The sequence below is a fragment of the Herbaspirillum sp. GW103 genome, from assembly GCF_000261365.1.
Taxonomy (GTDB): domain Bacteria; phylum Pseudomonadota; class Gammaproteobacteria; order Burkholderiales; family Burkholderiaceae_D; genus Herbaspirillum.
Window position 1 is genome coordinate 505,721 of the sequence record NZ_AJVC01000003.1, and the last position, 16,186, is coordinate 521,906.

The following is a 16,186-nucleotide window of genomic DNA, read 5'->3' on the forward strand; positions in this document are numbered from 1 at the left end:
GTCCGAGTAAATAACAACCATGATGCAGTCAACATTTCCCATCTTGAGCCTCGCGATCTGGGTACCGATCGTCTTCGGCATCCTCGTCCTGGCACTGGGCCGCGACAGCAATCCGGGCCTGACCCGCTGGCTGGCGTTGTTCGGTTCGCTGGTCGGCCTGGTCGTTACTTTCCCGCTGATCCAGCATTTCGATCCGCTGGCGCACGGTTACCAGTTCGTCGAAAAGACGCCCTGGATCGACCGTTTCAGCATCAGCTACTTCCTGGGCCTGGACGGCATCTCGCTGTGGTTCGTGCCGCTGACCGCCTTCATCACGGTCATCGTGGTGCTGGCCGGCTGGGTGGTGATCCAGAAGCGCGTGGCCCAGTACATGGGTGCCTTCCTGATCCTCTCCGGCATCATGATCGGCGTGTTCTCCTCGCTGGATGCGATGCTGTTCTACGCCTTCTTCGAAGCGACCCTGATCCCGATGTTCATCATCGTGGGCGTCTGGGGTGGCGACAACCGCGTGTACGCAGCCTTCAAGCTGTTCCTGTACACGCTGTTGGGTTCGCTGCTGATGCTCATCGCCCTGATCTACCTGTACTACGTGTCGGGCGGCAGCTTCGAGATTCCGACCTGGCATCAGGTGCCGTTGTCGATGCTGGAACAGAAGATCCTGTTCTTCGCCTTCCTGGCTGCCTTCGCCGTGAAGGTGCCGATGTGGCCGGTGCACACCTGGTTGCCTGACGCCCACGTGCAGGCGCCCACCGGTGGCTCCATCGTGCTGGCGGCGATCATGCTCAAGCTGGGCGCCTACGGTTTCCTGCGCTTCTCGCTGCCGATCCTGCCGGACGCCAGCCATGCGCTGTCGGGCTTCATGATCTTCCTGTCACTGGTGGCCGTGATCTACATCGGTCTGGTGGCCCTGGTCCAACAGGATATGAAGAAACTGGTCGCCTATTCGTCGATCGCCCACATGGGCTTCGTGACCCTGGGCTTCTTCATGTTCAACGACATGGCCCTGCAGGGCGGTATCGTGCAGATGATTTCGCACGGCTTCGTGTCCGGTGCGATGTTCATGTGTATCGGCGTGCTGTATGACCAGATGCACACCCGCGAGATTTCCCAGTACGGCGGTGTGGTCAACAAGATGCCGCGCTTTGCCTTCTTCTTCATCCTGTTCTCGCTGGCCAACTGCGGCCTGCCGGCCACTTCCGGTTTCGTTGGCGAATTCATGGTGATTCTGGGTGCGGTGAAGTTCAATTTCTGGATTGGTCTGTTGGCCGCTACCGCTCTGATCCTGGGCGCGGCGTACTCGCTGTGGCTGGCCAAGCGCGTCATCTTCGGTGCCGTGAGCAACCATCACGTGGCCGAGCTGGTGGATGTGAATTCCCGCGAATTCCTCATCCTGGGCCTGCTGGCGATCGCTACCCTGGTCATGGGTATCTATCCCGGCATCATCACCGACAGCATCCAGACCTCGGTGACCGACCTGCTGAAGCATGTGGCGGTCTCCAAGATCAACTGATCTGCGCAGTCTAGAGAAGTGAAGGGCGGGGCGCTCGCGTCCCGCCGATAACCAAGCTGGGCAACAACGAGTAACGAGACGAGCCGGTGTGGCATTGCCGGTCGGGCGGCGCGATCAAGGTCGCGACACAAGCGGGCGTACACAAGCGGTAGTAACTAAATGAATAACATGAATCTGATCCCTGTCTATCCGGAAATATTTCTGCTGATCGCGACATCCGCGATCCTGCTGATCGATATGTTCCTGCCGGAAAGCAAGCGCGTCATCACCTATCTGCTGTCCCTGGCGGCGCTGGTGGTATGTGCGGTACTGAGCTTTGCAGACCTCAATACGGGCGCCACGGTCTACACGTTCAACAACATGTTCGTGTCCGATCCGCTGTCGAACCTGTTGAAGCTGTTCACCTACCTGGGGGTGGGCGTCACGCTCATCTACTCGCGCCAGTACAACACCGCGCGCGGCATCACCGGCGGCATGTTGGGCGGTGAATACTATGCCCTGGCGCTGTTCGCGCTGCTGGGCCAGATGGTCATGATTTCCGGCAACAGCTTCCTGTCGATCTATCTTGGTCTGGAACTGATGTCGCTGTCGCTGTATGCCCTGGTGGCGCTGCGTCGTGATCACGCCGCTTCCACCGAAGCCGGCATGAAGTACTTCATCCTGGGTGCGCTGGCTTCCGGCTTCCTGCTCTACGGCATGTCCATGCTGTACGGCGCGACCGGCGGTGCGCTGGAATTGAACGAGGTCTTCCGCGCCATCGTCTCCGGTACCGTGGACCGTACCCCGCTGGTGTTCGGCATCGTGTTCGTGGTGGCTGGCCTGGCCTTCAAGCTGGGTGCCGTGCCCTTCCACATGTGGGTACCTGACGTCTACCAAGGCTCGCCCACTCCGGTGACCCTGCTGCTGGGTGCCGCTCCGAAGCTGGCGACCTTTGCCATCACCTTCCGTCTGCTGGTCGAAGGCATGCTGCCGCTGGCCGTGGACTGGCAGCAGATGCTGATGGTGCTGGCCGTGCTGTCCATCATCCTGGGCAACGTGACCGCCATCGCACAGACCAACATCAAGCGCATGCTGGCCTACTCGACCATCTCGCACATGGGCTTCATGCTGCTGGGCATGATGTCGGGCGTGGTCGATGGCAACCTGTTCTCGGCCGTCAACGCCTACAGTTCTTCGCTGTTCTATGCGGTGACCTACGTGATCACCACCCTGGGTTCCTTCGGCGTCATCATCCTGCTGTCGCGTTCTGGCTTCGAAGCCGATACCCTGGAGGACTTCAAGGGTCTGAACCAGCGTAGCCCCTGGTTTGCGGCCGTGATGATGATCATGATGTTCTCGCTGGCCGGTATTCCGCCGCTGGTGGGCTTCTATGCCAAGCTCTCGGTGTTGCAGGCCGCCATGGCTACGGGGCAGATCTGGCTGCCGGTGCTGGCCGTGATCTTCTCGCTCATCGGTGCTTTCTATTACATCCGCGTGGTCAAGGTGATGTACTTTGATGAGCCCACCGATACCAGCAAGATCGTCGCCACGCCGGAAATGCGCGTCGTGTTGAGCCTGAACGGCATTGCTGCCCTGGCCATCGGCCTGTGGCCGGGACATCTGATGGATGCTTGCACCAATGCCATCGTCAGCACCCTGGCGACCTTCCTCAGCAAGGTCGTGGCGTAAGGAGGCAGGGAAATGAACGTTTCCCTGTTCAGCTGGATCGTGATCCTGTTGGCCGCCCTGGCGGCCAATTTGCCTTTCTTCAACCAGCAACTCTTTGGCCTGATTCCCTTGAAGAAGGAGGCGGCCTGGGTCAAGCCGATCTGGCTGCGCCTGGTGGAACTGCTAGTGCTGTATTTCGTCGTCGGCGTGGTCGCGCATCTGCTCGAAGGCGGCATCGGCAACGTCTTTTCGCAGGGCTGGGAATTCTATGCCGTTACCGGCTGTCTGTTCCTGGTACTGGCTTATCCCGGCTACGTGATGCGCTATCTGCGCAAGCAGCACGCCTGAAACGCTCTGCAAGAGGCGCCGGTCAGTGACTGGCGCCTTTTTTCTGGTGTCTGTCCCCTCGCGGCGGCCAGTCGTTCTTCCTCTTCAACTCCACTCCCTCGCTCACATCATGGACGCTCATCTCAAAGAGACGCAGAAAGACACTCGCCAGGTCTACGACGGCCATTTCCTGAAGGTCCAGAAGGACACCATCGTGCTCCCCGATGGCAAGCAATCCACGCGTGAATATATCAAGCACCCTGGTGCAGTAACGGTGCTGCCGCTGTTCGATGATGGTCGTGTGCTGATGGAACGGCAGTTCCGCTACCCGCTGGACCGCGTCTTCATCGAATTTCCGGCCGGGAAGATCGACCCGGGCGAAGATACTCTGGACTGCGCCAAGCGTGAACTGAAGGAAGAAACAGGGTATACCGCGACCGAATGGCAATATGTCTGCACCATCCACAACGCCATCGCCTATTCGGATGAACATCTGGTGCTGTACCTGGCGCGCGGCCTGAGCGAAGGGGAGCGTGAACTGGACGAGGGTGAATTCCTCGACATCTACAAGGCGCCGCTGGCCGAGCTGCTGGAACAGGTGCGCAATGGCCAGATTACCGATGTGAAGACCGTGATCGGAGTCTTCTGGCTGGAGAAGATCGTCAACGGCAGCTGGACACCGCCGGAGCGTCCGGCAGGCGTCTGAGAGCAGGGCTGGTCCAATGAAAAAGCCGCATCCCGTGACGGAGGCGGCTTTTGTTTTGGTGAGACCGGGCAGGGCGCTTACATGCCCGAGTAGTTCGGCCCGCCGCCGCCTTCCGGCGTCACCCAGACGATATTCTGTGTCGGATCCTTGATGTCGCAGGTCTTGCAGTGCACACAGTTCTGCGCATTGATCTGCAGGCGGTCGGAATTGTCCTCGTTCTTCACGAATTCATAGACACCTGCCGGGCAATAGCGCGATTCCGGGCCCGCGTACTTGGCCAGGTTCACTTGCACCGGAACGTTCTTGTCCTTCAGCGTCAGGTGCGCGGGCTGGTCTTCACCGTGGTTGGTATTGGAGATGAAGACTGAAGACAGGCGGTCGAAGGTCAGCTTGCCGTCCGGCTTCGGATAGGCGATCGGTGCGAAGTCCGAAGCCGGGCGCAGGCATTCGTGGTCGGCGTGGGTATGGCGCAGGGTCCATGGCGCCTTGCCACCGAAGAGCACCTGGTCGATGCCGACCAGCAGGGTGCCGGTGATCAGGCCCTTGCTCATCGAGGGCTTGAAGTTGCGCGCCTTGTGCAGTTCTTCCTTCAGCCAGGAAGTCTCGAAGGCTGCCGGGTAAGCCGCCAGCTCGTCGGACTGGCGATTCTCGCCCAGCGCCGTGAAGGCGGCGTCTGCGGCCAGCATGCCGCTCTTGATCGCGGCATGGCTGCCCTTGATGCGCGAGGCATTGAGGAAGCCCGCATCGCAACCCAGCAAGGCACCGCCAGGGAAGACCAGCTTGGGCAGCGATTGCACGCCACCCGCAGTAATGGCACGCGCGCCATAGGAGATGCGCTTGCCGCCTTCGAAGAACTTGCGGATCTCCGGATGCGTCTTGTAGCGCTGAAATTCCTCGAACGGCGAGAGATACGGATTCTGGTAGGCAAGTCCCACGACGTAACCGACGGCGACCTGGTTGTTCTCCAGGTGATACAGGAAGGAACCGCCGTAGGTGTCATTGGCCAGCGGCCAGCCGGCGGTGTGAACCACCAGTCCGGGCTGGTACACTTCGGGCTTCACCTCCCACAGTTCCTTGATGCCGATGGCATAGGTCTGCGGATCACGGCCGGCATCGAGCTTGTACCTGGCGATGAGCTGCTTGCCCAGGTGGCCGCGCGCACCTTCGGCGAAGAAGGTGTATTTCGCATGCAGTTCCATGCCCAGCTGGAAATCACCGGTCGGTTCGCCTTCCTTGTTGATGCCCATGTTGCCGGTGGCCACGCCCTTGACCGAACCATCCTCGTGATACAGCACCTCGGCGGCCGGGAAGCCGGGGAAGATCTCCACACCCAGTGCCTCGGCCTGCTGGCCCAGCCAGCGGGTGACATTGGACAGCGAGATGACGTAGTTGCCATGGTTCTGGAAACAGGTCGGCAGCAACCAGTTCGGGGTCTTGTAGGCCTTGGTCTCGGAGAGGAACAGGAAGCGGTCCTCGCTGACCGGCGTATTCAGGGGCGCACCTTGCTCCTTCCAGTCCGGAATCAGCTCGGTCAGCGCGCGCGGGTCCATTACCGCGCCGGAGAGGATGTGGGCGCCGACTTCGCTGCCTTTTTCCAGCACGCAGACCGACACTTCCCGGTTCTGTTGCGCAGCCAGCTGCTTGAGGCGAATCGCCGCCGACAGGCCAGCAGGGCCGCCGCCGACGATGACCACGTCATATTCCATCGATTCGCGAGGGCCGTATTGTGCGAGCAAGTCTTGAGAAGAAGTCATGGGTGTCCCGTGTTATGTGAACTGCCTGTTTTTCGAACGATCGTGCTATTGTTAAGTATTTTTCGAAGGAACGCTAGAGGGAATGGCGATTTCGCCGCCATTTTTATTCAGCTTCTGGCGTTTATGTCTGAAACAATGCACGCAAACGGCGTCCCGTCTCGGCAGCAGCCTTCAGCAGAGACCGATCCGGAGGGTTTTCCGCAGGTGCCGTATTTTATGGGATTTTTCCGACCGGGCTCATGCCTGATTGGATCGAGTTGATCCGTCATTGCCAGCTTGCATCAGGTGAATGCCCGACCGTTAGCGAGTGCATGACTCCGTAATGACGCAGAAAACGCGCGGTGATGAGGGATGCCACTGCGTCGTAAATGCGACAGCTCCGGCATGTCGCGCATGAAAAAAATTACATTCATTGATGAATCAAACCGGGAAAGGACCCACGATGAGCAGTCACGAAGCCGCCGCAACGAAGCCCTTGTATGTCTCGCAGCAACGCATCCGCTGGGGCGACATGGATGCCTTCGGCCACGTCAACAACACCCTCTATTTCCGCTTCATGGAGCAGTGTCGCATCGAGTGGCTGGAAGAGGTCTTCGGGCCCACCATTGCGGGCGAGCAAGGACCGGTGATCGTCAACGCCCACTGCAATTTCCGGCGCCAGATGAAGTATCCCGCCAGCATCGTCGTGGAGATGGGCGCAGGTCATCTGGGACGCACGAGTGTGGAAACTACGTATATCATCCGCGACGCCGCCGATGAGCAGATCATTTATGCTGACGGTGCTGCAAAAATCGTCTGGGTCGATTTCAAGAAAGAGAAATCCACTGCACTGCCTGACCAGCTGCGACAGCTCCTGACAAGCTTGTAAGTTTGGCGCAAGGAAACTGGGACAGAATCGGCCCCGACACTCCCGCAAGGATTCGCCGCAGAGCGAAGGGAGAGCGGAGAATTCGTTCACACGGAGCGATTTTCAAAAGCGCTACGCTCGCTTGCGTGCTAGCCAACAATTACATTCTGGAGGATGACATGAGCTACAAGACCCAAACCTTTGTTGCCGCGGCCCTGATGAGCCTGGCCCTGACTTCGCAGGCGGCCGATCCGATCAAGATCGGCGTTTCCGGCCCCTATACCGGCGGCTCTGCCCCGATGGGCGTGTCCATGCGTGACGGCGTCAAGCTGGCCGTGGCCGAGATCAACGCTGCAGGCGGCCTGCTGGGGCGCCAGATCCAGCTGGTCGAGCGCGATGACGAAGCCAAGAACGAACGCGGCGTGCAGATCGCACAGGAACTGATCAACAAGGAAAAGGTGGTCGCCACCGTCGGCTTCATCAACACCGGCGTGGCCCTGGCCTCGCAGCGCTTCTACCAGGAAGCCAAGATTCCGGTGATCAACAACGTGGCCACCGGCACCGTGATTACCAAGCAGTTCGAGAAGGATAAGGACAACTACATCTTCCGCACCTCGGCCGCTGACAAGATCCAGGCCAAGATGATCGCTGACGAAGCGGTCGACAAGCAGAAGTTCACCAAGGTTGCCATCCTGGCCGACTCCACCAACTACGGCCAGCTCGGTCGCGAAGACCTGGAAAAGGTGCTCGCCGAAAAGAAGATCACTCCGGTGGCCGTGGAGAAGTACAACATCAAGGACGTGGACATGACGGCTCAGCTGCTCAAGTCCAAGCAAGGTGGTGCTCAGGCCGTGCTGACCTACGGCATCGGCCCGGAACTGGCTCAGATCGCCAACGGCATGGAAAAGCTGAACTGGCACGTGCCCATCATCGGCAGCTGGCCGCTGTCGATGGGCAACTTCATCGACAACTCCGGCAAGAACGGCAATGGCGCCCGCATGCCGCAGACCTTCATCCAGGACGGCAGCACCCCCAAGCGCAAGGCCTTCATCGAGGCCTACCAGAAGGCCTACAAGGTTGACCGCATGCCCTCGGCCGTCTCGGCTGCCCAAGGCTACGACTCCGTCCTGCTGCTGGCCGCTGCCATCAAGCAGGCTGGCAGCACCGATGGCGACAAGGTCCGCGCTGCGCTGGAAAACCTCAACACCAAGGTCGAAGGCGTGGTCACCACCTATGACAAGCCGTTCACCCACACCGATCACGAAGCCATCAAGCCTTCCATGGTCGTGATGGGCGAGGTCAAGAACGGCCGCGTCATCCTCGGCAAATAAGAATCGACTCGCTTCACGCACAGTAGTCGAAGAGGCCAGTCCTTGCGATCCGGGGGCTGGCCTTTTTTACACGATCTGTTGACGATCTTTTAACGGTGCCGGTCACGGCTGCCGCAGGGTCGTTGCAGCTCTACGCCGCCACCCGGCGGTAGCCGCTTCTTGGAAATCACAATGGACATCCTCTTACAACTGGTCTTCTCCGGGATCGCGCTCGGCATGATTTACGCCGTGATCGCCTTCGGTTACCAATTGACCTTTGCCACGTCCGGCACGCTCAACTTCGGCCAGGGTGAAGCCCTGATGCTGGGCGCGCTGGTCGGACTCTCCGTGGTTGGCAACATTCACGGCGGGCCTTATCTCAACTACTGGCTGATGATCCCCGTCGTGCTGGTATTCGGTGCCCTGCAGGGCATGTTCGTCGAATGGATCGGCGTGCGGCCGGCCATCAAGATCAAGTCCGAATTCGGCTGGATCATGTCCACCATCGCGCTGGCCATCATCTTCAAGAATGTCGCCGAAAACATCTGGGGCAAGGACGATCTGCCGTTCCCGTCACCGATTTCCGACAAGCCTTTCCAGGTCCTGGGCGCCAACGTGCAGCCCATGCAGGTGCTGGTGGTGATCGGCGCCCTGCTGATGATGGCGGCGGTCGAATTGTTCAACCGCAAGTCGATCTACGGCAAGGCCGTGGTGGCCACCTCCAATGACCGCGATGCGGCCGGGCTGATGGGCATCAATACCAGCATGGTGATCACTTTTTCATATGCCCTGTCTTCCGCCACTGCCGCCTTCGCCGGCGTACTGGTGGCTCCGCTGACGCTGACGGGTGCCACCATGGGCGCGGCACTGGGCCTGAAGGCCTTTGCGGTCGCCATCATCGGTGGCCTGACCTCGGGCATGGGCGCCATTGTCGGTGGCCTGATTCTGGGCGTGGCCGAGACCTTGACCGGCTTCTACATCTCCACCGGCTACAAGGAAGTCCCGGGACTGCTGCTGCTGCTGCTGGTCCTGGCGGTGAAACCTGCAGGCCTGTTCGGCAAAACTGCGATCAAGAAGGTCTGATGCCATGAACAAGAAAATCCTGCTGCTGTCCTTGCTGGGCATTGTCGCGTTGGGCGGCATTCCCATGGTGGTGCACAATCCGTATTACCTGCACCTGATCGAAACCATCCTCATCTACGCCATCCTGCTGTTCGGGCTGGACATCGTGGTCGGTTATACCGGCCAGGTCTCGCTGGGTCATGCGGGCCTCTTCGGTATCGGCTCCTATGCGGCCGGCGTGCTGTTCTTCAAGCTGGGCATGCCGATCTTCGTGACCGTGCCGGCGGCCATTGCCGTGACCGCCGTGTTCGGTGCCATCCTGGCGCTGCCTGCACTGCGTGTGACCGGTCCTTACCTGGCCATGGTGACACTGGCCTTCGGCACCATCATCCAGATCCTGATCAACGAGATGACCTTCCTCACCGAAGGTCCGATGGGCATCAAGCTGCACAAGCCCATGCTGGGCGGCGAGAAGATGGATGAAGTGCAGTTCTTCTATCTGGTGGCGATCCTGATGGTGATCTCCATGCTGGTGGTGCATCGCATCCTCAAGTCCAACCTGGGCCGCGCCTTCCAGGCGCTGCGCGACAGTCCCATCGCCTCGGACTGCATGGGCGTGTCGGTGTATCGCTACAAGGTGTATGCCTTCATCATCAGCGCCGCGCTGGCCGGTCTGTCAGGCGCCCTGTATGCGTATTCGGAAGAGTACATCTCGCCCAATACCTACAACTTCGAGCTGACGATCCTGTTCCTGCTGGCGGTGATCATGGGCGGGCGCAAGTCGCGTATCGGCTCGCTGATCGGCGCGATGATCGTGGTGATGCTGCCCAGCCTGCTGTCCGACATTGCCCTGTTCCGTCAGATCGCCACCGCGCTGGCCGTGATCGTGGTGGGCGGTGCGGCCGTGCAACTGTCGAAAAAGACCGCCACCGTTCGCGGCGTGGCCGTGCCGGTGGTGGCGACCATCGCCATGGCGGCCTTCTCGTACAAGCTGGAAAACATCACCGACTGGCGTCTGACCATCTTCGGTCTGATGACGCTGTTCGTGGTGTATTACCTGCAGGATGGCATCGTTGGCTTCGTGCGCAACCTCTTCGGTCGCATGTGGAGCAAGCACATGCCCGTGGCGCAGCAGCTCGCCGGTGACAAGGAGCGTGCCGTCATCACCACCGACTCGGTGGAGGAAGCAGGCGCCACGCTGCTGAAGGTGAACCAGATCCTGATGCAGTTCGGTGGCCTCAAAGCCTTGAACCGCGTGGATCTGGATGTGCGCAAGGGGAGTGTGCACGGCTTGATCGGTCCCAACGGTTCCGGCAAGAGCACCATGATGAACGTCTTGACCGGCATCTATCGTCCCACCGATGGTGTGGTGGAATACGATGGCCGCCCGATTTCCGGCAGTGCGCCCTCGGCCATCGCCCTGGGTGGCGTGGCACGGACTTTCCAGAACGTGCAACTCTTCGGTGAAATGACTGCGACCGAAAACGTTCTGGTGGGTCTGCATCACACCTTCAACAGCAACGTCGTTGACGTCATGGTCAACACCCCGCGCTACGCCCGTGAAGAACAGGCCGCACGCGAACGGGCTGCTGCCATCCTGGAGTTCGTGGGGCTGGCCAACCTGGCCAATGAAGAGGCGCGCAACCTGCCTTACGGCAAGCAGCGCCTGCTGGAGATCGGCCGCGCACTGGGCCTGAACCCCAGCCTGCTGCTGCTGGATGAACCGGCCGCAGGCTTGACCGCACCGGACATCAAGGAGCTCGTCGCCATCATCCGCAAGATCCGCGAAGCCGGCATCACCATCATCCTGATCGAACACCACATGGACGTGGTCATGTCGATCTGCGATACCGTCACCGTGCTTGACTTTGGCCAGAAGATCGCCGAAGGCAAGCCGGCCCAGGTCCAGGCCGACCCCAAGGTCATCGAAGCCTACCTCGGCAGTGGCGCAGGCGATGCCCACGACAACACATCCAGCCCCGCGGGAGCCTGAACATGCTGACCATTTCCAATTTGCACGCCGCTTACGGCAAGGTCGAGGTGCTGCATGGCATCTCGATGGACGTCCCCAAGGGCAAGGTAGTCACCCTGATCGGTTCCAACGGCGCCGGCAAGACCACGACCATGCGCGCCATCTCCGGCATGATCAAACCGAAGGGCGGGGAAGTCACGCTCGGCGGCAAGAACATCACCGGGCTGGATTCGCACCGCATTGCCCGCTACGGGCTGGCGCACTCGCCGGAGGGCCGGCGCGTCTTCGCCACCATGAGCGTGACCGACAACCTGCTGCTGGGCGCCTTCCCGCGCTTCACGCGCGCGCGTCCCAAGGGCGATATCGCGCATGACCTCGAGCGGGCGCTGGAGCTGTTCCCGCGCCTGAAGGAAAGGCAGACCCAACTGGCCGGCACGCTCTCTGGCGGCGAGCAGCAGATGCTGGCCATGGCACGCGCTGTGATGTTGAATCCGGAGGTCATCCTGCTGGACGAGCCCTCGATGGGGCTGGCACCGATCCTGGTGGACGAGGTGTTTCGCATCATTTCGCGGCTCAAGGAGCAGGGCGTGACCATGCTGCTGGTGGAACAGTTCGCGGCGGCCGCACTCAATGTTGCGGACTACGGCTATGTGTTGGAGAATGGCAAGATCTCCGTTCACGGACCCGCCGACAAGCTGCAGAACGACCCGGCGGTCAAGGCCGCCTATCTGGGCGGCGGCGCGCATCACTGACCGGCTGCGGTTGTCGGCAGCATCAGCCATGCGCCTGGCGTAATACTTGGGCTCGCACGTCGCGCAAGCTGATAGCGTGTCCGGTATATTGAGGGGGAGCCATACCCCCTTGAAGGCTGATTCAGGCGCACCCCCCGGTGCGCCTTTTTATTGGTGCTGGTCATCGAACCTTCTCAGACAGGGCGGTCCGGCAGAAAGACAAGCTGTACAAACTGTGCAGTCAGAGGAGCAAGCATGTCCGCAGGGGAGCAGACGACTGTCGAGATGCCGGGCGCGGTCTTGTTTGCCAGCCTGTGGGGCGGGCCGCTGGCCGGGCGCGTACCCATCGTGCTGTTGCACGATTCGCTGGGCGCGGTCGCCTTGTGGCGGGACTTCCCGGCCCGCCTGGCGGCGTACACGGGCCACCCCGTGATCGCCTACGACCGTCCGGGTTTCGGCCGGTCCACGGCGCGCAGCGATGCTCTCACCCTGGACTTCATTGCTGCTGAAGCGCACACGTCGCTAGCGGCCGTGTTGCGCCATTTTGGCGTGGACGAGGTCATCTTGTTCGGCCACAGCGTGGGGGGTGGCATGGCGGTGTCGGCTGCGGCGCAGTGGCCGCGGCGGGTGGTGGCCGTCATCACCGAATCGGCGCAAGCCTTCGTTGAGGATCGGACCCGGCAGGGCATCGAGGACGCGCGCGCCAGCTTTGCCGACCCGGCGCAACTGGCGCGCCTGGCGAAATATCATGGCAACGACCTGCAGCAGGCGCGCTGGGTGCTTTCGGCGTGGACTGACACCTGGCTCTCGGCGGACTTTGCCGACTGGTCGCTGGCGCCGATGCTGGCGCGGCTGGCATGTCCGTTACTGGCGCTGCATGGCGATCTGGATGAGTTTGGAAGTCTGGCGCATCCGCGCATGATGGCAAGCCTGCCATCGGCGTTCCCGGGGCAGGGGCGGTATCAGGTGCTGGCGCAGTGTGGTCATGTCCCGCACCGCGAGCAGACGGATCAGGTGCTGCGGGCGGTGAAAGAATTCCTGCTGCTGCACGGCCTGCACTGAACCCGTGAGCAACCCCCTTTATTCTTCACGTTGCCGCTAGTTGTAGTGCGCGCGCCCTCAGTCGAGCGGATGCTGCCGACGATATGCCTGCAGTCCCAACAAATACATCGTGCGGACAAACAGTGCGCGGGAACGGTAGGTTTGTCGTGCCAAGAGGTCAGCTTCCTCGAATTCCGCCTCATTTAATCGAAAATTCACCAGACGCGTCGCCCCTTTTGCGGGCTTGCGTTCGTTTTGTTGCTTGGGTGCCATAAGATGTCTCCTCGCTGTTGGACTGAAAGCAATATTCTAGGAGAGGTCCTTTTCATATGTCATCGAATAAAACTGAATTTTTGACAATACTTGGTGATCGTCTTGCACAAGAGCGCGGCCGCTGCGGTCATACCCAGAAATCGGTAGCCGACCAGCTCGAGATCACGGCGCGTACGCAGATCAAGTACGAGATCGGTGAAACCGCACCGGACGCCTACTATCTGCATGGCCTGGGGGAGATCGGCGTCGATATCACCTATGTGCTGACCGGTGTGCGTGGCGCCACGCCCAGTGCCGAAGAGAGTGAATTGCTGTCCTGTTACCGCGCGGTGGATGCCACCACCCGCAGTGCGTTGGTTCAGCTCTTGTCGGGGCTGTCGAAGATGTCGAAGGGGAAGAAGAAGCGCGATTTCCCGACGGCGACCGAGACCCGACGTATCCGGCCCGGACGACAACGCAAGGTGACCGTCGCACAGCCGGTGGTGGAGGGGGCTGATTCGCCGGAGGCAGGGTCTGCTGACCATACCGGGCGCATGCGGCAGTGGCCTGGCGATAAATAAGACGTTCAGCAGCAGGGAGGGGGCAAGATTGTCGTCGCAACGGTGATCGCGAGGGGCCGCGGTCCACATTCAACCAGTCCACAGAAACAAAAAAAGCACCACGATTGCTCGTGGTGCTTTTTGTTGTTGGTGGGGCGTCACAGATTCGAACTGTGGACCTACGGATTAAGAGTCCGCTGCTCTACCAGCTGAGCTAACGCCCCGTGGTGCGCCTGAAACCATCAGGTCGACCGGGAAGTGAAAAAGGCCTCGGTGCAAGAGGCCTTTGAAATTTTGGTGGGGCGTCACAGATTCGAACTGTGGACCTACGGATTAAGAGTCCGCTGCTCTACCAGCTGAGCTAACGCCCCGTTGCTGCACTTCCTTGTTGCTTCAGTGCTGCAAGAGAGAGCGCATTATAGGAGGGAGGTCGGGGTGGCGCAAGTCTTTTCTCGAAAAAGATGAAAATATTTTATCTCTTGCGCATCGACACCACGCCGCGCCGCATTTTTCGCCCTAGAAGCCGGCCTTGATCCCGTTGACCCAGGATTTGGCCGGCAACCTGGTCTGGCTCTCGATGAGTGCCGCACGCGCATACAGTTCGGGGAAATCGAATGTCACCGCGCCCTTGAAGGCCAGTGCCACGACGTTGCCGTCATGGACTTCGGGCAGCGAGACCACGGTATCGAAAGCATATTCCATGGCCCGCAGGTTCTTGGCGTAGCTGGGATGATCGCCAAAGAGGTTGACCGTCATCACCCCGCCCGGTGCCAGGCTGTCATGGCAGGCCTGGTAGAACTCGGCGCTGTCGAGCACCGGTCCGCGCGCGGTGGCGTCATAGAGATCGACCTGCAGGGCGTCGATGATCCCGTGGCTGGCAGCGTGGACGATGAAGTCCATGGCATCGCTTTCGATGATCATCAGGCGCTCGTCCGGCTCCGGCAATTTGAACATGCTGTGACAGATCGCAATGACGGCCGGGTTCAGCTCCACGGCCGTCACCTGTGCCTGCGGGAATTGACGGTAGCTGAACTTGGTCAGTGCACCCGTGCCCAGGCCGAGCTGCACGATGTGGCGCGGTGCGCGGTTGAAGAGCATCCACGCCATCATCTGCTGGGCGTATTCCAGTTCGATCCAATCGGGTTTGCGGATGCGCATCGCACCCTGCACCCACTCGGTCCCGAAATGCAGGTAGCGTACGCCTTCCAGTTCGGACAGCGTCACGGGGGCATATTTGGGTTTGCGCGGTTTGCTGGCGTCAGCTTCCAGCTGTTGGCGGCGACGATTGGGGCCAGCCTTGGTGTTGGCCTGGGCTTCGATGGATTTTCTTCGGATGAGCATGATATGAATGAAACGGCGCGGCAGCCGGGGAGGCCGCCTGCGGATGCCGAATGATACCTTGCCTTGGCGACTTGTCCGAGACGGCCATCATCCAGCGCATGGCCATCCGGCGGCCGGGAAAAGTGATCCAGGCAGTTTTTGCCTCCATTTTGCGCATCGATACTGCTCAGTCTGCTCGGCCTCCATTACACTTCGACCATGTTCAAGAACCTCATCCTCTGCCTGAAGCTGGCCATCGTCTTCTGCGCCATCGTGTTTTTCGCGAAGGCGTTGCAGTATTTGATCTTCAATGGCGGGTTTTCGGGGGAGTTTTATGACTACCTGTTCCTCAGGAAGTGATTTAAAGAATGCTTGTTGTCGAAGATGCCGATGTGACCTTGATCACCCGGCGGGATGCCGGTATGCGAAGCCACTGACGATCAGCGCAATGCAGCCCGCCAGCGCGCCCGCTTGTCTTCATACCCCAACGCCGCATGCGCCGGACTGCTCGACGGCAGCACCACCACCCGATAGTCCTGTGCCTTGGCGCCCAGCGCCTTGATCCCGATCTTGCCGGCGGTCCCACCATTGAAGGCGATGGTTTCCAGTGCCGGCAGCCTGGCGATCAGCGTCAGCAAGTCATTGCCGCTGTGATCCCTGATTTCGCTGTCCAGACTGCCGATGCGCCTGGCCTGGGCGATCACATCCCACAAGCCGATGCGATGCTGCAGCAAGCTGGCCAGCCTGGCGGCATAGTCCATTGCGTAAAGGTCGACCCCGATCACTTCGCCGACCAGCCGCCAGAACGCATTGCGCGGATGCCCGTAATACTGCCGGATCGCCAGCGAAGCCGCTCCCGGCAGGCTGCCCAGGATCAGGATGCGCGTATCGGGTGCCACCACCGGCGCAAAGCTGGCCAGCAAGGGATCAGTTGCAGATGTATCTGCATCGTGGTCAGCATCAGCGGCGGAGGAAGGGCGAGCAGGCATGGAAACGGCTGGGATGAAAAGAATTTCAGCAAGCGCTACCCGCATCGCAGTGCGTGCACAATGGCGCGGCTGCAGAGGCGTCAGGCTTGCGGCAAAATGCACAAGAATTCACATCTTAGCGTAAGCTGCCTTGGCGTCAGGCGCCGGGCCATTCATTC

Annotated in this window: 16 protein-coding genes and 2 tRNA genes; 12 read left to right on the forward strand and 6 right to left on the reverse strand. The window is 60.5% G+C overall.

Going from position 1 to position 16,186, the window contains the following annotated elements; genetic code table 11:
- Positions 1–19: 19 nt before the first annotated feature.
- From GWL_RS05815 to GWL_RS05830, 4 genes are all read left to right on the forward strand, one after another.
- Entirely contained in the window at positions 20–1,510 is a 1,491-nt protein-coding gene (locus tag GWL_RS05815) for an NADH-quinone oxidoreductase subunit M (RefSeq protein ID WP_008327677.1), read from the forward strand.
- A 159-nt stretch (positions 1,511–1,669) separates the two neighbouring features.
- Entirely contained in the window at positions 1,670–3,178 is a 1,509-nt protein-coding gene (nuoN, locus tag GWL_RS05820) for an NADH-quinone oxidoreductase subunit NuoN (protein WP_034350156.1), read from the forward strand.
- 12 nt (positions 3,179–3,190) lie between these two features.
- A complete protein-coding gene (locus tag GWL_RS05825; protein ID WP_008327681.1) occupies positions 3,191–3,505 on the forward strand; it encodes a DUF2818 family protein in 315 nt (104 codons plus the stop codon).
- 109 nt (positions 3,506–3,614) lie between these two features.
- Complete coding sequence (locus tag GWL_RS05830) at positions 3,615–4,190, forward strand: NUDIX hydrolase (protein ID WP_008327682.1); 576 nt, start codon at positions 3,615–3,617, stop codon at positions 4,188–4,190.
- Positions 4,191–4,267: 77 nt separating this feature from the next.
- Here GWL_RS05830 and GWL_RS05835 read toward each other — a convergent pair whose 3' ends face one another.
- Positions 4,268–5,944, reverse strand: coding sequence for an electron transfer flavoprotein-ubiquinone oxidoreductase (locus GWL_RS05835; protein ID WP_034350157.1), 1,677 nt, complete (start codon positions 5,942–5,944; stop codon positions 4,268–4,270).
- Between the two features lie 442 nt (positions 5,945–6,386).
- On the opposite strand from GWL_RS05835, the gene GWL_RS05840 reads away from it, so the two are divergent.
- From GWL_RS05840 to GWL_RS05865, 6 genes are all read left to right on the forward strand, one after another.
- On the forward strand, positions 6,387–6,812 hold the full coding sequence (locus tag GWL_RS05840) for a thioesterase family protein (protein WP_008327685.1): 426 nt from the start codon (positions 6,387–6,389) through the stop codon (positions 6,810–6,812).
- A 158-nt stretch (positions 6,813–6,970) separates the two neighbouring features.
- Complete coding sequence (locus GWL_RS05845; protein WP_008327686.1) at positions 6,971–8,122, forward strand: ABC transporter substrate-binding protein; 1,152 nt, start codon at positions 6,971–6,973, stop codon at positions 8,120–8,122.
- Between the two features lie 171 nt (positions 8,123–8,293).
- Positions 8,294–9,184 (forward strand): branched-chain amino acid ABC transporter permease, encoded by an 891-nt coding sequence (locus GWL_RS05850; protein WP_008327687.1) that lies wholly within the window; start codon positions 8,294–8,296, stop codon positions 9,182–9,184.
- A gap of 4 nt (positions 9,185–9,188) precedes the next feature.
- Positions 9,189–11,156 (forward strand): ATP-binding cassette domain-containing protein, encoded by a 1,968-nt coding sequence (locus GWL_RS05855; protein ID WP_008327688.1) that lies wholly within the window; start codon positions 9,189–9,191, stop codon positions 11,154–11,156.
- A 2-nt stretch (positions 11,157–11,158) separates the two neighbouring features.
- A complete protein-coding gene (locus tag GWL_RS05860; RefSeq protein ID WP_008327689.1) occupies positions 11,159–11,887 on the forward strand; it encodes an ABC transporter ATP-binding protein in 729 nt (242 codons plus the stop codon).
- 234 nt (positions 11,888–12,121) lie between these two features.
- Complete coding sequence (locus GWL_RS05865) at positions 12,122–12,928, forward strand: alpha/beta fold hydrolase (protein ID WP_008327692.1); 807 nt, start codon at positions 12,122–12,124, stop codon at positions 12,926–12,928.
- Between the two features lie 57 nt (positions 12,929–12,985).
- On the opposite strand, the gene GWL_RS05870 is transcribed toward GWL_RS05865, so the two are convergent.
- Positions 12,986–13,180 (reverse strand): hypothetical protein, encoded by a 195-nt coding sequence (locus GWL_RS05870; protein WP_034350158.1) that lies wholly within the window; start codon positions 13,178–13,180, stop codon positions 12,986–12,988.
- An 80-nt stretch (positions 13,181–13,260) separates the two neighbouring features.
- Here GWL_RS05870 and GWL_RS05875 point away from each other — a divergent pair, with 80 nt between their 5' ends.
- The gene (locus GWL_RS05875) at positions 13,261–13,740 is read left to right on the forward strand and encodes a helix-turn-helix domain-containing protein (RefSeq protein ID WP_237713525.1); all 480 of its coding nucleotides are present in this window, start codon (positions 13,261–13,263) and stop codon (positions 13,738–13,740) included.
- Between the two features lie 127 nt (positions 13,741–13,867).
- On the opposite strand, the gene GWL_RS05880 is transcribed toward GWL_RS05875, so the two are convergent.
- From GWL_RS05880 to GWL_RS05890, 3 genes are all read right to left on the reverse strand, one after another.
- Positions 13,868–13,943, reverse strand: a tRNA-Lys gene (locus GWL_RS05880).
- Positions 13,944–14,014: 71 nt separating this feature from the next.
- Positions 14,015–14,090 (reverse strand) — tRNA-Lys (locus tag GWL_RS05885).
- A gap of 145 nt (positions 14,091–14,235) precedes the next feature.
- On the reverse strand, positions 14,236–15,060 hold the full coding sequence (locus GWL_RS05890; protein WP_008327694.1) for a spermidine synthase: 825 nt from the start codon (positions 15,058–15,060) through the stop codon (positions 14,236–14,238).
- A 198-nt stretch (positions 15,061–15,258) separates the two neighbouring features.
- On the opposite strand from GWL_RS05890, the gene GWL_RS23615 reads away from it, so the two are divergent.
- The gene (locus GWL_RS23615) at positions 15,259–15,399 is read left to right on the forward strand and encodes a hypothetical protein (RefSeq protein WP_008327695.1); all 141 of its coding nucleotides are present in this window, start codon (positions 15,259–15,261) and stop codon (positions 15,397–15,399) included.
- An 80-nt stretch (positions 15,400–15,479) separates the two neighbouring features.
- On the opposite strand, the gene GWL_RS05895 is transcribed toward GWL_RS23615, so the two are convergent.
- On the reverse strand, positions 15,480–15,962 hold the full coding sequence (locus GWL_RS05895; protein WP_008327696.1) for a DNA-deoxyinosine glycosylase: 483 nt from the start codon (positions 15,960–15,962) through the stop codon (positions 15,480–15,482).
- Positions 15,963–16,186: the final 224 nt, after the last annotated feature.

Excerpts from the sequence above, each read along its gene's own strand:
- GWL_RS05835 (WP_034350157.1), bottom strand. The coding sequence starts at position 5,944 with ATGACTTCTTCTCAAGACTTGCTCGCACAATACGGCCCTCGCGAATCG.
- GWL_RS05840 (WP_008327685.1), top strand. The coding sequence starts at position 6,387 with ATGAGCAGTCACGAAGCCGCCGCAACGAAGCCCTTGTATGTCTCGCAG.
- GWL_RS05815 (WP_008327677.1), top strand. The coding sequence starts at position 20 with ATGATGCAGTCAACATTTCCCATCTTGAGCCTCGCGATCTGGGTACCG.
- GWL_RS23615 (WP_008327695.1), top strand. The coding sequence starts at position 15,259 with ATGTTCAAGAACCTCATCCTCTGCCTGAAGCTGGCCATCGTCTTCTGC.
- GWL_RS05860 (WP_008327689.1), top strand. The coding sequence starts at position 11,159 with ATGCTGACCATTTCCAATTTGCACGCCGCTTACGGCAAGGTCGAGGTG.
- GWL_RS05870 (WP_034350158.1), bottom strand. The coding sequence starts at position 13,180 with ATGGCACCCAAGCAACAAAACGAACGCAAGCCCGCAAAAGGGGCGACG.
- GWL_RS05855 (WP_008327688.1), top strand. The coding sequence starts at position 9,189 with ATGAACAAGAAAATCCTGCTGCTGTCCTTGCTGGGCATTGTCGCGTTG.
- GWL_RS05830 (WP_008327682.1), top strand. The coding sequence starts at position 3,615 with ATGGACGCTCATCTCAAAGAGACGCAGAAAGACACTCGCCAGGTCTAC.
- GWL_RS05850 (WP_008327687.1), top strand. The coding sequence starts at position 8,294 with ATGGACATCCTCTTACAACTGGTCTTCTCCGGGATCGCGCTCGGCATG.
- GWL_RS05825 (WP_008327681.1), top strand. The coding sequence starts at position 3,191 with ATGAACGTTTCCCTGTTCAGCTGGATCGTGATCCTGTTGGCCGCCCTG.
- GWL_RS05890 (WP_008327694.1), bottom strand. The coding sequence starts at position 15,060 with ATGCTCATCCGAAGAAAATCCATCGAAGCCCAGGCCAACACCAAGGCT.
- GWL_RS05865 (WP_008327692.1), top strand. The coding sequence starts at position 12,122 with ATGTCCGCAGGGGAGCAGACGACTGTCGAGATGCCGGGCGCGGTCTTG.
- nuoN (WP_034350156.1), top strand. The coding sequence starts at position 1,670 with ATGAATAACATGAATCTGATCCCTGTCTATCCGGAAATATTTCTGCTG.
- GWL_RS05845 (WP_008327686.1), top strand. The coding sequence starts at position 6,971 with ATGAGCTACAAGACCCAAACCTTTGTTGCCGCGGCCCTGATGAGCCTG.